This window comes from Streptomyces sp. NPDC048484 (assembly GCF_040651415.1).
Lineage (GTDB): Bacteria > Actinomycetota > Actinomycetes > Streptomycetales > Streptomycetaceae > Streptomyces.
Genome location: NZ_JBEZJY010000051.1, coordinates 1 through 13,974, shown reverse-complemented (window position 1 = coordinate 13,974; position 13,974 = coordinate 1). Strand labels below are relative to the sequence as shown.

General features: G+C 68.3%; 15 protein-coding genes and 1 pseudogene. 7 read left to right on the top strand and 9 right to left on the bottom strand.

Features of this window, described 5'->3' with window-relative positions:
- Window positions 1–166: 166 nt before the first annotated feature.
- Together AB0D14_RS36920 and AB0D14_RS36915 are read right to left on the bottom strand one after the other, a co-directional pair.
- Window positions 167–1,285, bottom strand: a complete 1,119-nt coding sequence (locus tag AB0D14_RS36920; protein WP_362787496.1) for an acyl-CoA desaturase — start codon at window positions 1,283–1,285, stop codon at window positions 167–169.
- Between the two features lie 7 nt (window positions 1,286–1,292).
- The gene (locus AB0D14_RS36915; RefSeq protein ID WP_362787495.1) at window positions 1,293–2,348 is read right to left on the bottom strand and encodes a ferredoxin reductase; all 1,056 of its coding nucleotides are present in this window, start codon (window positions 2,346–2,348) and stop codon (window positions 1,293–1,295) included.
- An 87-nt stretch (window positions 2,349–2,435) separates the two neighbouring features.
- Between AB0D14_RS36915 and AB0D14_RS36910 the strand changes: the two genes are divergently transcribed.
- Window positions 2,436–3,575 carry a helix-turn-helix domain-containing protein gene (locus AB0D14_RS36910; RefSeq protein WP_362787494.1) on the top strand — a complete coding sequence of 380 codons (1,140 nt, stop codon included), beginning with the start codon at window positions 2,436–2,438 and terminating at the stop codon, window positions 3,573–3,575.
- A gap of 555 nt (window positions 3,576–4,130) precedes the next feature.
- Complete coding sequence (locus tag AB0D14_RS36905) at window positions 4,131–4,469, top strand: thioredoxin domain-containing protein (RefSeq protein ID WP_362787493.1); 339 nt, start codon at window positions 4,131–4,133, stop codon at window positions 4,467–4,469.
- Window positions 4,470–4,564: 95 nt separating this feature from the next.
- On the opposite strand, the gene AB0D14_RS36900 is transcribed toward AB0D14_RS36905, so the two are convergent.
- On the bottom strand, window positions 4,565–4,804 hold the full coding sequence (locus AB0D14_RS36900; protein ID WP_362787492.1) for a hypothetical protein: 240 nt from the start codon (window positions 4,802–4,804) through the stop codon (window positions 4,565–4,567).
- A 166-nt stretch (window positions 4,805–4,970) separates the two neighbouring features.
- Between AB0D14_RS36900 and AB0D14_RS36895 the strand changes: the two genes are divergently transcribed.
- Window positions 4,971–5,498, top strand: coding sequence for a hypothetical protein (locus AB0D14_RS36895; RefSeq protein WP_362787491.1), 528 nt, complete (start codon window positions 4,971–4,973; stop codon window positions 5,496–5,498).
- Window positions 5,499–5,502: 4 nt separating this feature from the next.
- Here the strand turns inward: AB0D14_RS36895 and AB0D14_RS36890 are convergent, their stop codons facing one another.
- Both AB0D14_RS36890 and AB0D14_RS36885 read right to left on the bottom strand, forming a co-directional pair.
- Window positions 5,503–6,861, bottom strand: a complete 1,359-nt coding sequence (locus tag AB0D14_RS36890) for an IS4 family transposase (RefSeq protein WP_362787490.1) — start codon at window positions 6,859–6,861, stop codon at window positions 5,503–5,505.
- A gap of 49 nt (window positions 6,862–6,910) precedes the next feature.
- On the bottom strand, window positions 6,911–7,183 hold the full coding sequence (locus AB0D14_RS36885) for a hypothetical protein (RefSeq protein WP_362787489.1): 273 nt from the start codon (window positions 7,181–7,183) through the stop codon (window positions 6,911–6,913).
- Between the two features lie 116 nt (window positions 7,184–7,299).
- Between AB0D14_RS36885 and AB0D14_RS36880 the strand changes: the two genes are divergently transcribed.
- Complete coding sequence (locus tag AB0D14_RS36880) at window positions 7,300–7,821, top strand: hypothetical protein (protein ID WP_362787488.1); 522 nt, start codon at window positions 7,300–7,302, stop codon at window positions 7,819–7,821.
- Window positions 7,822–8,098: 277 nt separating this feature from the next.
- Here the strand turns inward: AB0D14_RS36880 and AB0D14_RS36875 are convergent, their stop codons facing one another.
- Window positions 8,099–8,788, bottom strand: a complete 690-nt coding sequence (locus AB0D14_RS36875) for a TetR/AcrR family transcriptional regulator (RefSeq protein ID WP_362787487.1) — start codon at window positions 8,786–8,788, stop codon at window positions 8,099–8,101.
- A gap of 179 nt (window positions 8,789–8,967) precedes the next feature.
- On the opposite strand from AB0D14_RS36875, the gene AB0D14_RS36870 reads away from it, so the two are divergent.
- A complete protein-coding gene (locus AB0D14_RS36870) occupies window positions 8,968–10,233 on the top strand; it encodes a YncE family protein (RefSeq protein ID WP_362787486.1) in 1,266 nt (421 codons plus the stop codon).
- 185 nt (window positions 10,234–10,418) lie between these two features.
- Here the strand turns inward: AB0D14_RS36870 and AB0D14_RS36865 are convergent.
- A protein-coding gene (locus AB0D14_RS36865; RefSeq protein WP_362787524.1) for an IS5 family transposase occupies window positions 10,419–11,185 on the bottom strand; the annotation gives its coding sequence in 2 pieces (ribosomal slippage) (window positions 10,419–10,894 and window positions 10,894–11,185; 768 coding nt in all).
- Between the two features lie 125 nt (window positions 11,186–11,310).
- On the opposite strand from AB0D14_RS36865, the gene AB0D14_RS36860 reads away from it, so the two are divergent.
- Window positions 11,311–11,910, top strand: coding sequence for an AAA family ATPase (locus AB0D14_RS36860; protein ID WP_362787485.1), 600 nt, complete (start codon window positions 11,311–11,313; stop codon window positions 11,908–11,910).
- Between the two features lie 106 nt (window positions 11,911–12,016).
- Here the strand turns inward: AB0D14_RS36860 and AB0D14_RS36855 are convergent, their stop codons facing one another.
- The gene (locus AB0D14_RS36855; protein WP_362787484.1) at window positions 12,017–12,412 is read right to left on the bottom strand and encodes a VOC family protein; all 396 of its coding nucleotides are present in this window, start codon (window positions 12,410–12,412) and stop codon (window positions 12,017–12,019) included.
- A gap of 172 nt (window positions 12,413–12,584) precedes the next feature.
- On the opposite strand from AB0D14_RS36855, the pseudogene AB0D14_RS36850 reads away from it, so the two are divergent.
- A pseudogene (locus AB0D14_RS36850) lies at window positions 12,585–13,406 on the top strand (transposase family protein).
- A 216-nt stretch (window positions 13,407–13,622) separates the two neighbouring features.
- On the opposite strand, the gene AB0D14_RS36845 reads toward AB0D14_RS36850, so the two are convergent.
- On the bottom strand, window positions 13,623–13,811 hold the full coding sequence (locus AB0D14_RS36845) for a hypothetical protein (RefSeq protein WP_362787483.1): 189 nt from the start codon (window positions 13,809–13,811) through the stop codon (window positions 13,623–13,625).
- Window positions 13,812–13,974: the final 163 nt, after the last annotated feature.

Here is a 13,974-nt window from a genome sequence, read left to right as displayed (position 1 = left end):
GTGTGCTGAGTTCCTGGCGCACGTCCAGGCGGCGCGGCCGGACACCGGGCTGCCCGGATCGCGCGTCGTACGGTCTGATGTCGCGGCCGCGCACCGTCCGCAACGGATCTCACCGAACCCGGCGGTACGGCCGGTACGGCCGAGAGATCTGAACCGATATCGGAAATCAGGCGGCGACGAGTTCCTGCTCGCGGTCCGGCGTCTTGACCTTGGGCTTCTTGTTCGGCAGTGAGAGCCGGAAGACCTTGTGCCACGCGGAGAACACCTGTTTGGGCAGCGGCCCGGTGACGTACTCCAGTTCGTACTTTTCGAATAGCGCGCGCACCTTGACCGCGACCTCGGCGTACCGGTTGCTCGGCAGGTCCGGGAACAGGTGGTGTTCGATCTGGTGCGACAGGTTGCCGGTCATGAAGTGCATGGCCCTGCTGCCGCTGATGTTCGCCGAGCCCATCATCTGGCGCAGGTACCACTGGCCGCGCGTCTCGCCCTTGATCGAGCGGCGCTCGAAGACCTGTACGCCCTCGGGGAAGTGCCCGCACATGATCACCGAGTGGGTCCAGATGTTGCGGACCAGGTTCGCGGTGAACGTGGCGGAGAGCGTGGTGAGGAACGACGGGCCCGACAGCAGCGGGTGGATCACGTAGTCCTTGAGCACCTGCTTGCGGATCTTGCGGCCCACGGCCCTGGCCCGCGCGCGGAACTCGGGGTTCTTGCGGCGGCGCTTGTTCAGGTTCTTGGCGAGCTCCAGGTCGTACGCTGCGATGCCGTACTCGAAGAAGCAGGCGTTGAGGAAGTTCCACAGCGGCTGGCCGAGGTGGAACGGGTGCCACCTCTGGTCCTCGTCGACGCGCATGATGCCGTAGCCGAGGTCGTTGTCCTTGCCGATCACGTTGGTGTACGTGTGGTGCAGCTGGTTGTGCGAGTGCTTCCACTGCTCGGACGGCGAGACGTGATCCCACTCCCAGGTGGTGGAGTGGATCTTCGGGTCCCGCATCCAGTCCCACTGGCCGTGCAGGACGTTGTGGCCGATCTCCATGTTGTCCATGATCTTCGCCACGGACAGACCGGCGGTGCCGATCAGCCACGCGGGCGGGAAGATGGAGAACAGCAGCACGCCCCTGCTGACCAGCTCGAGCTTGCGCTGCGACGAGATGACTTTACGGATGTAGGCGGCGTCTTTCTCGCCGCGGCCGGCGATCACCTCGTCGCGGATCGCGTCGAGCTCGCGGCCGAGCTCCTCGGTCTGCTCCGCGGTCAGGTGGGCGGTGGGGTCGGTGGCGGTCAAGGTGCTCCTACCGTTCGATGTCGCAGGGGCCCGCCGCGGCGGACACGCAGGTCTGGATGAGGACGCCCGGCTCGGCCTCGGTGATCTCGCCGGTGCGCAGGTCGCGGACGGCGCCCGCCTTGAGCGGCGTGACGCAGCCGAAGCAGATGCCCATGCGGCACCCGGAGGGCATGAGCACGCCGGCCTTTTCGCCGATGTCCAGCAACGGCGTGGCGCCGTCCGCGTCGACACTCTTGCCGGTGGTGCTGAACGTGACCTCGCCGCCGTCGCCGGTGACGACGATGCTGGGGCGGAAGCGTTCGGTGTGCAGGCGCTCTTGGACGCCGTGCCCAGTCCAGTGCTCTTCGGCGGCGTCGAGCAGGCCCGCGGGCCCGCACGCCCAGGTCTCGCGCTCGGCCCAGTCGGGCACGAGTTCGTCGAGACGGGCGATGTCGAGCTGGCCGTCCGTGTCGGTGTGCACCTCGGTGAGCCGCAGCTTCTTGTCCGCGACCAGGTCGTGCAGTTCGTTGCGGAAGATCACGTCTTGCGGCTGTGGCGCGCAGTGGACCATGACGACGTCGTCGAACTCGGTGTCGCGCAGCATGCCCATCACGGGCGTGATGCCGCTGCCGGCCGTCAGGTAGAGCACCTTGGCGGGCTTGGTCTGTGGCAGCACGAAGTCACCGGTCGGCTGGTCGAGCTGGATCAGCGTGCCCGGTTTCGCCCTGCGGACCAGGTGGTTGCTGACCTTGCCGTCCTCGATCGCCTTCACGGTGATCGTGACGCGGCCGTCCTGGCGGTTTGTCGGCGAGGTGAGGGAGTAGGCACGCCACAGGCGCACCCCGTCGATGTCGACCCCGATCCGTACGTACTGACCGGCTGTGTGGCCGCGCCAGCCCCGTCCCGGCCTGATCACGATGGTCGCGGCGTCATTCGTCTCGGGGTGTACGGCCTCGATGCGTCCACGCAGGTCAGCGCTTGCACGCAGCGGGCTGACCAGGTCGAGGTAGTCCGACGGCAGCAGCGGCGTCGTGACCATCTCCAGCAGTTTCCACGCCCTGCTGCGGAGGGCTGTACTCGTCATGACCCCAGCTTGCTGCGCCTCAGGGCGTAAAGTCCTGTCCGTAGGACGTGAATCTGGCCGGCTGAATTGTTCGCAGGGAATAGAAACGTGAGCCATGCAATCCGGAGGGCCGGTGAACTGGCCCTGGATGAGACGACGGCTACCGCGCTTCGGGCCGCGCTGAAGAGTACTGCCGACGAGGTCGTCCAGGCGATCATCGACGAGGTCCCTCCCTACGCCAACGCCCTTTCGGGCCGCATGGGCGCCACCATCCGCCGAGCCGTCCGCACCGCCCTGGGGCACTACCTGGACCTCGCGAGCGGGAATGCCACGGGCGGCGACGCCGGTGACGCAGCCTACGAGCTGGGCCGCGGCGAGGTGCGCGACGGCCGTTCGATGGACGCCCTGCTCAGCGCGTACCGCGTCGGCGCCCGCGTGGCCTGGCGAGGCCTGGCTGCGGGTGCTGTACCCGCAGGTCTGCCCGCCGCTGAGGTCGCCAAGTTCGCCGAGCTGACCTTCGCCTACATCGACGAGCTCTCCGCCGCGAGCGCCGCGGGCCACGCCGACGAACTGGCTGCCCAGGGCAGGGACCAGGAGCGCCACCTGGAACACCTGGCCCGCGACCTCCTCGCCGGCCAGGGCCCGGACGTGCTGCTGGCCTCTGTTCAACGGGCCGGGTGGCAGCCTCCGGTTTCGCTGACCGCGGTCCTGCTGCCCGCCGCTCAGGCCCGGCCGGCCTACCGCGCGCTCGACCCGGGCACCCTCGTCCTGGACGATCTGCCGGACGCCACCGGTGTGCTGCTCGTCCCCGATGCCGACCGATCACATCTCTTGCGGCAGCTGACCGACCGCACCGCCGTGGTCGGCCCGGCCCGGCCATGGGCTCGTGCGTCCGCCTCGTACGCACGAGCCCAACGCGCGCGCTCCCTCTCCTCCGATATTCGCGACACCGAGGACCACCTGCCCGAGCTGGTGCTGAGCGCCGACGTGGACGCGTTCGCGGACCTGCGTGCCCGGGCCCTCGCACCGTTGCGGACCTTGCCTGTCGCGACCGCACGGCGGCTGGAGGAGACGTTGCGGGCGTGGCTGCTGCACCAGGGCAGGCGGGAGGAGGTGGCAGCGGCATTGTTCGTCCATCCCCAGACGGTCCGGTACCGGATGTCGCAGCTGCGGGAGCTGTTTCCGGATCTCGCATCGCCACACCGGGTCCTTGAACTGACGCTGGCGGTCGGTCTTCGGGTCAGCTGACGCGTACTTCGACCGTCCACGACCGCGTCCGCGAGCGGTCCGGGAATCGTGCCTCGTTCTCGGTGCCATCAGCTGGCTCATGCGGCCCGGGAAAGAACGGTATGAGCCAGCTGAGACCGGGGGTTGATGTGAAGACCGGACAAGGCCTAGGGAAGCCCGTCGGGGCGCTGTCTCTGAGAAGCGCGGTGGCGGATACGGCTCGACTGGATCCGGTGGACGATGCGCACCGGCCCGCTCGTCGACGCGCTCATCGAGCATCTGGTCGGCGATCTGGGCCGCAATGCCCTGGAAAACGTCTTTCATATCCCCGTGGAGGGAGCTGTCCTGGCACGAACTGACCCACGGGCGGCGGGCTGCAACTGGGTGACCGGCGGGGCGGCCAGGCCGGATCACCAGGAACGGGGGGCGGGCCGCTCGCGCCGGGGACCACCGTGGTTCTGCGACGGCCCGTGCCTCCCTTCCGACGGCGCAGCCGGACGACCGACCGGGCCGGCCTGGCACACCGCGCGAGAGATGATGGGGATGGAATGACGGAACGTGAGGTCAGGAGCTTCCATGACGAATCGGGTTCACCGACCCCGTGAGGACGCGGAGTTCAATTTCATCCTCGGGATGAGCAAAGTTCCGGTCCTCGCATACTTCACCGGGACATGGCCCAAGGCAATCGAGCCCTGCCGGATGATGGACCTCGTCGTGGGTGGCATCGCAGACGACTACACGGGCCGCCTGACGGCCGTCCGCACCGACATCACACGTTGTCCGGCCGCAACCGAGCGATACGGGATCACCGGAGCCCCGTCCTACGTCCTGCTGAAGGAGGCAGAGGCGGTGGCGCACGGCACGGGGCCTATGACCATCACCGAGGTACGGAAGTTCCTGGACGGCCACCTCTGAGCGGCCGCTGCGGCACGTGGCCGCGACGCCCGTCACGTCTCGTCTATGGGAGCTGCGCCGCCTGAGACACCTTGGGACTGAGACACCCCCACAGGTCACATAACGCCGTCAAGGATCACGCCGGGCGGTAGGCGCATGGCGGCCACCGCGAGATCCATCCAGAGCGCGGTGACGTCGCGGCCCGTCCGCGACTGCAGCCGGACACCGTCCTCGGTGCGCCACGGCACGGTCCGGTGGCCATCGACCTTGATCTCGTACGCCCACCGACCCGTCGGCAGCTGCGGCACGGGCCGCGCCAGGGCGACGTCTAGGGCCAATGCAGTTGCTTTAGACATTGCTTCACTTGGTGGGCTGCATCGTGATGCTGTCCATGCCCGCCCCGTTCACAGGGCTCCTCAGCGCTTCGGCTTCACCGAGGCAGGCGCTCGCCGCCGTCACCCGCAGCTGCCAGGCGGCCCCGGGATACACTGCCCCGCCTCATCCCGCCCGGAGGTCATCTCAGTGTTCCCTGCACGGGTACTTGCCGGTGCCCCGTTGGCTCTGGTGATTCTCGCCCTGTCCGGCTGCTCTTCCTGGGGCTGCACCGACACGACGGCGAAGCGCGGTGAGGCCAGTGTGAGAGTGCAGGTCGAGGACACGTATGGGCAGCGTCCCGGCGTCACCGCCGAGGTCGTTGACTGGCGTCTGGAGCCTCACCCACAGGTGCCCTCCGAAGGTGGCCAGGTCGACTTCGATTACCGCTTCGACGGCGCCGACGAATTTTCCGGCCCTGCAGTGGACGCCTGCGCGGTCGATAAGAAGCGCGTGGCGTTGGGGTGTCAGACGATCTATTCGTCCGAGGCATGGCACCAGCCGGACGGTACCCTCACGGGCGACGGCTGGCTCGCCGTCGAGCACCCTGGGCAGGTTGCCGGAGTGCTGTTGATCCCCAATGACCAGTCCTACGGCCCACGAACCTGCGATCAGGACGCCAAGGACGGTGGCGGGACGCATCCTCCGAAACCAGCCAGCAAGGGGGCCCAGTTGTAGGAGGTCAAGGGGGTTGAGGCCGCAGCACGGGTCTGCCGGCACCCCGGTGTTTGCGCTGTTTGGTGGTCTGGTTGTACGCCCATCGCCCCGGCTCGACCTTGCTGCGGCCGCTCGGAGTTCTCAGGACCGGCCACCTCATCGGCTTCTTGATCGCTCGGGGCCAGTCCCGACCGGACCGGGGCGGCAGCAGACGGGACCGCGCTTTCTGGATGGCCGCCTTCCCGGCGTTGGTCAGCGTGCGCTTGGAGGTGTCGTGCTGGGACGGCACGCTGCGCCGGGCGATCCGGACGCAGCGGAGGTAGGAGAGCCGGTCGGCGTCCAGGACCGGGCCACTCGCCGCGGCGGTGTGCGCGAACCGGCGGACGGCCTGGTGGACCGCGAGCAGGGCCCACAGCTCCTGCCGCACGGCTTCAGGGGTGCGCGATCGGAGCGGCCCGCCGGGGCCGAGGTGGTTCTTGACCTCGTCGAAGGCCGGCTCGATCTCCCAGCGCTGCCGGTAGAGGGCGATCAGCTCGTCCGCCGGGTACTGCTCGGTGTCCAGCAGGGATGTGCCCAGGTGCACGGCCTTGTCGTCCTTGGTGAAGGTGATGACGCGGTAGGTCGTCTCCTTCGGCAGGACCCGGCCTTCGCGGGCTGCCCGGAGGTGGACATCCCTGCCGGGGCGCATCAGGGGCAGCCGGGAGCCGTCCGGTAACTCCGCCTGGGTGGTGCCGAGGTGATTGGACTGGAGCCTGGCCGGCAGATGGGCGCCGGACGTGGTGAAGGCGTGGACGAATTCGACCGACCAGAACCCGCGGTCGGCGATGACGAGGTCACCGGGGCCTGTCGAGCTGGCCAGCGGGTAGGCCAAGCGCCGCTCGCCGTCCCGGTAGCCGCCAGGCCGGCGTCGAGGACGGCGTGGGTGCCGATCTCCGCGAGCACGGCGGCTCGCACCTGCGGGACCGAACGGCGTCCCACCTGTGGAGGGGCCGTCGAAGGTGTCACCGTTGCTCACCGAGTCCGGCACGTCGAACTGTGTGCCGTCCAACGCCAAAAGGCGCAGACCGCGCCACCACGCGCCCGGCGTCTCCGGGACCGCCAGCGGGTCGGCCACCTGCCGGAACACCGTCTCCAGCACCTCTTCACCGAGCCGGACTCGCGCCCGGCACAGCGACGAGCGGTTGACCCGGGCCAAAATCCGGCTACCCGGTATGCCGCTGGTCAGCATGCGTATCACCTCCTCGTACGACTCCCGGGCGAACAGACACAGCCCGAGCACGAAGTACACGACCAGCCGGGCCGGAAGCAGTCGGCGCCGCAGCTCACCCCGCCCGTGCTTGGCGACGGCCGCGTCCACGAGCTCCGGAGTGAACACCTCGGTCAAGATCCCTATGCGCGACCGGCACGCCGGCCCCCACCCCTCCACGAGCAGGTCAACGGGCGGGATCGGCGGCCGCGGGGCAGGACTGCGGATGCACGCGGTCGGCAACGAACTCGCGGTGCGCCTGAGCCAGACGGTGCACCGTCTGGACCTCGCCAACCGCGAACTGCCTGTCGACCGCGGCCAGGACGTAGAGGAGGACCTGGCCCGCATGCTCATCGCCGCGGCCTGGTACCAGGTCCTCGCCCGTACGCCGATCGGCTTCGCCTTCACCCCGCTCGCCAAGGCCGCCCTCAAGGACCCGAACACCTTCACCTTCACGCACCTGCTGGAGCTTCCGCACCGCGACCTGGTGGCCGACTCACCGCCCAGCTCCACAAGGCCGCCCACGGCCCCCTGGAAGCTCTGCGTGCCCCTACCGAGCCCGCAGACTGCGTCGGCATGCCGACGTTGGCCGGTGCCCAGATCACGGCTGACGCCGACATCGTCGTCGACGGCCTGCTGCTCGACTTCAAGAGCGCCCGCCGCCCACTGGCGGAGATGTCGCAGCGCACGGCGTGGCAGCTGGCCGGCTACCTGCTGCTCGATGCCGCCGACCGGTACCGGATCGACACCGTCGGCCTCTACCTGTCCCGCTCCGGGGTCCTCACTTCCTGGCCCGTCGACGACTTCCTCGCCCTGCCGGGTGCCTGCCGCCGCGACCTCACCGAGCTGCGCGGCGTGTTCGCCGACCTGCTCGCCGGATGCCGGGGCCAGGCCGACACCCGGTACTTCGGCACGGAAGAGGAGACCGAGCGCGTCCGGCAGCTCCTTGAGCGCCTGGCGCCGGTCGCCGGGTCCGGTTGCTGCCCCTTGCTGCCCCGTGTGCACCCAGGCCACTGCCCGAGTCCACCCGCCGACCCCGGAAGTTCTGCACCACCTGGTACCGCGACCGGGACAAGGTCCGCCAGCGTCGCGCACTGATGCCCGGCGGGCCGCGCCCGCTGCTCCCCGCACCGCGCAAGCAGCGCTTGGACCTCCCCGACAACGCGGCGACTATGAGCCTCACAGCACGTTCGCCCAGGTGGGCGGGGTGTGGTGTGAGCCAGCGAGCGGGCACGGACGCTGGGGGCGCGGGTGCGCGAGGAGGACGGAACGAGCCGGGTGGTGGAAGCCGTGCGCCGACTGTCACCCGACGGACCCGGAAGCAGCGGCTTAGGGCTGTCCCGGGCCGACCAGTGAGCGCGTGCCGCGCCCCCCGTTACCGCGTGAGCGGCCGGACCGGTCCTCCAGGGGGTTCGGGTTCCCAGTCGGCCGGTCTGAGGATTCCCAGCAGTTGTCGCACCAGTTCGTCGACCACCTCGTCCAGCGTGGCGTCCACCCACCCCGAACTCCAGTCGTGGAGGAGGCCGTTGACGCTGCCGATGAAGGCCGTCGCCGCGAGACGGTAGTCCCGGGGAGCCGCCTCGCCGCGGGCGGCCGCGGCCGTCGCCTCGGCGCAGATGAGGTCGACCCAGCGGGCTCGGCGGGCCAGTCGCTGCTCCTCCAGCCGGGGGCTGACGCCGACGATCTCCACGAAGGTGATCCGGATGCGGCGCGGGTCGGCGGTCACGTTGGCCGCGTAGGCCCGGAAGATCGCGGTGACCCGCTCGACGAGCGGCACGTCCCCCGCGGCGGCGAAGGCTGCCAGGACCGCCTCCTCGGCCCAGTCGTTGACCTGGAGGTGCAGCGCCGCCAGGACGTCCTCGAGGGTGCGGAACTCCTCGTAGAACTGGCGGGTTGACAGACCGGCCGCCTCGCTGAGCGACGCCACCGTGGTGCCGCGGTAGCCGGGGACGCTCCCGAACGACTGCAACGCCGCCGCCAGGAATCTCCCGCGCCGCTCGGCCTGCCGCTGCTCGGCGGTCCGGCCACCGTACCGGCCGGTCGGCGCCCTGAGCCTGCCCGCCACTGACCCTCCCTCGTCGGTCCGTGCCCCCTGCCGCCAAGTTTGTCGCGCACGGGGTCTTGTGGCGAAGGGCAACCCTTCCTTACTTTCCAGTAAGTCAACTCTGAATGCACCCGTGTTCAGATTCGGGGCGGGCAGTTCCGTCCTGTCCCCACACCTTCCGCCCAGAGGAGAGAGCAGCCATGCCTGCCTTCCGCACCAGGCACCTTTGCTCCGTAGCCGCCGCCCTCGTCCTGACCGTCACCGCCCCCGCGACCGCCGCCACTGCGGTCTCCGACGCCTCCGACGCCTCCGACGCCGCCGCGCTGCGCGAGGTGCTGTTCGTCGGCAACAACTGGGAGGGCACCGCGGACGTCATCAAGTCCAGCGGTGACTTCGCCAGGATCGGCCGGATCAACGTGATCCCCGACAAGGACGCCCGGATGGCGGCGATCAACGCCGACCCGATCAAGTGGATCTACTTCCAGGCCATCCGCAACGGGGTCGGCGAGGGCCACGACCAGTTCGTCGACGACATGTACACCACGCCGGACGGCACGTCGGTGGTCGTCTCCCGGCCCAGTTTCGCCGACGTCATCTCCATCAACCTGGCCACCGGGAACATCAACTGGCGCTTCCCGGTGTCCGGTTACCGCTCGGACCACATGGCCGTCTCGCCCGACGGCACCCGGGTCGCGGTGTCCGCCTCGATCTCGAACACCGTGCACGTCCTGGACATCAACACCGGCAAACAGCAGGGCTCGTTCAAGACCGGCGACAAGCCGCACGAGAACATCTTCACCAAGGACGGCAAGTACATCTACAACATGGCGATCGGCGACGTGAACACCTCGCAGGACGCGCCGTGGCAGGACTTCACCAAGGGCGACCGGCGCATCACCGTCGTCGACGCGAACACCTACCAGCAGGTCAAGATCATCGACATGCGGCAGCGGCTGGACGCGATCGGTCTCAAGGACTACTCGGACGCCGTGCGCCCGGCGGTGTTCTCACCGGATGAGTCCAAGCTGTACTTCCAGGTCTCGTTCTTCAACGGCTTCTTCGAGTACGACCTCGCCACGGACCGCATCACCCGGACCAAGACCCTGCCGAAGAACCCCGCGACCAGCGACGACCGCACCACGTACGTCAACGACTCGCGCCACCACGGCCTCTCCATGAGCCCCGACGGAACCAAGCTGTGCGTCGCCGGCACGATGGACGACTACGCCACGGTCGTCGACCGTGCCACGCTCCAGGAGGGCCCGCTGGTCACCGCCTCCAAGCCCTACTGGGCCACGGTCAGCGGCGACGGCAAGAGCTGCGTCATTTCCGAGAGCGGCGCCGACCAGGTCACGGCGATCGACTTCGCCACCGGACGGAAGCTGGTGTCGGTCCCCGTGGGCGACCACCCGCAGCGGGTCCGGCTCGGCCATGTGGCGGTGAACTGGACCGGAACCGGCAGCTGACGGCTCCCGGGACACGACAGGGGTGTACCACCGGAGCGGTCGCAATGTCCGGCTCGGCTCGTACACCCAGCGGGTCCGCCCGGCCGGCGCCGGACCGCCGGCGGGCTCGGCGATCTTGCTGACGACGTGGGCCATCTCGTCCATTGTGACATCGCAGGGTAGTTGGCAAAGAGCTCGTAACACGATCATGGTCGGTGTTTCTTGAGGCGTCTCCAGCAGATGAGTGCGCAGGCGGGGGATACGAAGGCGTCGTGAAGTTCGGTGCGGCGTTCCCAGCGGACGGCAAGGTGTTTGAAGTGGTGGAGCAGGGCGAAGGTCTGCTCCACGACGTAGCGGAGTTTGCCCAGGCCCTGGATGTTCGGTGCTCCTCTGCGGGGGATGACGGGCAGGATCCTGCGCTTGCGCAGTTCGAGGCGGTTGGCCTTGGAGTCGTAGCCCTTGTCGCCGGGCAGGGCGTCGGGGCGACGGCGTGGTCTGCCGGGGCGGCCTGCGACGGGCGGGATACCGTCGACGAGGGCGAGGGTCCGGGTGATGTCGTTGACGTTGGCCGCGGTGGTGATGACTTTGAGCGGGGTGCCGCGTCCGTCGCAGATCAGGTGGTGTTTGCTGCCCGTTTTCCGCCGGTCGACCGGCGACGGACCGGTGTCGGGGCCCCCTTTTCCGCGCGGATGTGCGAGCCGACCACGCACGCTCTCGACCAGTCGGGCTCGCCGGCGGCGTTCAGTTCGGCGAGCAGGATGCGGTGCAACTGGTCGAAGACATCGGCCTGCTGCCATCGCTCCAGCCTGTGCCAGCAGGTCTGCCCGGAGCCGAACCCCAGCTCCAGGGGCAGGAGTTGCCAGGCTATGTCGTTGTAGAGGATGTACAGGACGCCCTGCAGGCAGAGCCGGTCCGCCACCGGCCGCGGCCCCGGCGACCGCTCCGGCCAGGGCGGCAGCAGGGGCTCGGTCAGTGAGGTCGTCTCGGCAACGTGATAGTTGCGGTGTGTGACTGAGCAGAAGCACGATAGTTGCCACAAGGGCTGCCTTGATGTCACTGCGGTCTCGTCTCAGGCCGAGCTTGACCTTGAGTACGCTGGTGAAGGACATTTCTTCGATGAAACGAGTCCTGGTCGCCGGGAGCACGGGCGCAGGCAAGACCACTCTGGCCCGCGCGATCGCCGAGCGCCTCGCGATCCCCTTTCACGAGATGGATGCGCTGGCCATCGCTGGTCCCCACTGGGAGGAGAACCCACGCCTGCTCGAGGACGTGTCGCAGATCAGCTCCGGCCCCTCTTGGATCTTCGACTCCTTCGGCTACCCGCAGGTCCGAGACCTGTTGTGGTCCCGAGCTGACACCATCGTCTGGCTCGACTACTCCCGCCCGGTGATCATGTGCCGCGTATTGCGCCGGTCAGCGGCCCGTACCCTGCTCCGCCGCCGGATTTTCGGCGGAAACGTCGAAACCGCGGGCGACTGGTTCAAGGCCGACCACCCCGCTTGGTGGGCCTGGTCACAACACGCGAATCGCAGGGTTGATATCGCCACCCGCTGCGCTGACCCCAGGTTCGCCCCCCTCGAAGTCATCCACCTCGCCACCCCGCAGGCGGCGCGGGCGTGGCTCAGCATCACCACAACAACTGGTGACAAGACGATGGCAAATCCGGCGACAGTGACAAAACGGTTGCCTCGTTGGTGACAGCCAGATTGCTTCAAGGGATATGCGCGGACCAGGTCAGCCCACCCGATGGGTGACAACTAGCGTGCTGCGGCTCAGTGACGGGGTGCGGGCGCCCGCTCGCGGCCTAGTTTTGCGGTGCCAGGGTGCGCAGGACGCAGAACTCGTTGCCCTCGGGGTCTGCCATGACCACCCAGTTCCGGTCTGAGCCCTGGCCCACATCCGTCTTGGTGGCGCCGAGGCCGAGCAATCTGGTCACCTCGTCCTCGGCGCTGCTGTCGATCGGGCTGACGTCGAGGTGAAGCCGGTTTTTGACGGTCTTGCCCTCGGGCACCTGGATGAACAGCAAGGTGGGCGGCATCTGGCGGGCCCGAACATCCTCGACGGTCGGCACCCAGGAGCCGATCTCGACCTTGCCCTCGCTCCGGTCGGTCACCTTGAAGTCCAGGACCTCGCACCAGAAGGCCGCGAGCCCCTCTGGATCGTGGCAGTCAACGGCCAACTCGGTGAACCTACTTGTCATGACTCTCCCGGACAGTGCGGACCGGGCTCAGAGTATGCCGCCCGTCCGACAGATCCGAGATCTCTTGACTAGGGACATCAGACGGGCTTGACCCAGCATCAGATACGCGAGAAGCCCCTGGTAGGAACAGGTCTGCGAAGAACAGGTTCCGGGTACCGAGAGGCTTCACGCGTTGACCAGTATCACCTACACCGGCGTGCTCGATGTCAGCCGGGCCACTGCTGGGGCCCTCGCCAAGCTGCTGCTCGAACACCGCGAGCGTCTCGGGACCCGCAAGGGCACTCGCGCCCTGGGGCCGTTCAAACAGAGCGTGTTGATCCTGCGCTGGTTCCTGGACGGAACCCGGCTGACTCAACTCGCCCGCGACAACCGGATCTCCGTCCCGACGGCCTACCGATACCTCCACGAAGGTCTGACCGTGCTCGCCGGCCAAGCCCCGGACCTGTCCACCGCACTGGAGCGCGCGGCCGCGGCCGGCTGTACACACCTCAACCTCGACGGCACCGTCATCCGTACCGATCGCGTCGCCGCCCCCGGCCCGAACAAGGCCGCCCTGTGGTGGTCGGGCAAGCACAAGCACCACGGCGGCAACGTCCAGGTCATTTCCGCACCCGACGGCTGGCCGCTCTGGGTCTCGCCGGTCCGGCCCGGCCGCGAGCACGACACCACCTGCGCCCATACCCACGGCCTGATCGCCGCTTTGAACCGGCTCGCCGACACCCTCGACATCCCCACCCAGACCGACCTCGGCTACCAGAACACCGGGGCCGGCCTCCGCCACCCGGTCAAAAAACCAAGGGCGGCGAACTCACCGACGACGCCAAGGCGTTCAACTCCGTCATCCGAGGCGTCCACGGCGTGGCCGAACGCGCCAACGCCCTGCGCAAGGTGACCCAAGGCTCTGCGCAGGGTCAGCCTCGGCCCCAAGGCGATCACCCGGATCACTCGCGCTGCCCTCGTCCTGCTCCAGACGGAACACGGACGCACCATCTGAACGAAGATCACGAACCGTCACGAGACGTTACCGAGAAGGGCTCAGTGCCCACAAGTCGTCATCGACAGTCCACGACTGAGTACTCACACCGTCCCGAACGGCCGAATCGTCACATCGGTCACGCCCGACCAGGACACATCAACAAAATCGTGTTACGAGCTCGTAGTAACTTCGAGGAATGGACTGCCGGGCCAGGCCGGGCGGAAATAGTCGAGTTCAGGGTTTGGGCAGGGTGCAGCCTTGGCGCTTGAGGTCCACGACGTTGCCGGATCCGATGCAGCCGGCGATCGCTGCGGTCTGGGTGGCGTATCCGCGCCCCCTATGGACTACGGTGCCCGTCGAGTCCACCTCGCACGGGTTGTTCAGCTCGCATTCTTTCCCGTCGCGATTGCTGGTGCTGTTCACCGCGACGAGCTCCCCGGTCTCGGCATCGACGACTGGCGAGCCGGAGCTACCGGGCTGAGTGTTACATTCCATCCGCTATACGGGTCCAGACGCCGGCGCGGCGGCCTCGCGGGCGTAGTCGGTGAGGTCTTTTGGTTGGCGGCCCGGGGCCTCCTGGACGTGG

Bases quoted from the DNA above. Each gene is read 5' to 3' on its own strand.
- AB0D14_RS36915 (WP_362787495.1), bottom strand. From the start codon at position 2,348: ATGACGAGTACAGCCCTCCGCAGCAGGGCGTGGAAACTGCTGGAGATG.
- AB0D14_RS36905 (WP_362787493.1), top strand. From the start codon at position 4,131: ATGACGAATCGGGTTCACCGACCCCGTGAGGACGCGGAGTTCAATTTC.
- AB0D14_RS36900 (WP_362787492.1), bottom strand. From the start codon at position 4,804: ATGTCTAAAGCAACTGCATTGGCCCTAGACGTCGCCCTGGCGCGGCCC.
- AB0D14_RS36880 (WP_362787488.1), top strand. From the start codon at position 7,300: ATGCCGACGTTGGCCGGTGCCCAGATCACGGCTGACGCCGACATCGTC.
- AB0D14_RS36870 (WP_362787486.1), top strand. From the start codon at position 8,968: ATGCCTGCCTTCCGCACCAGGCACCTTTGCTCCGTAGCCGCCGCCCTC.
- AB0D14_RS36855 (WP_362787484.1), bottom strand. From the start codon at position 12,412: ATGACAAGTAGGTTCACCGAGTTGGCCGTTGACTGCCACGATCCAGAG.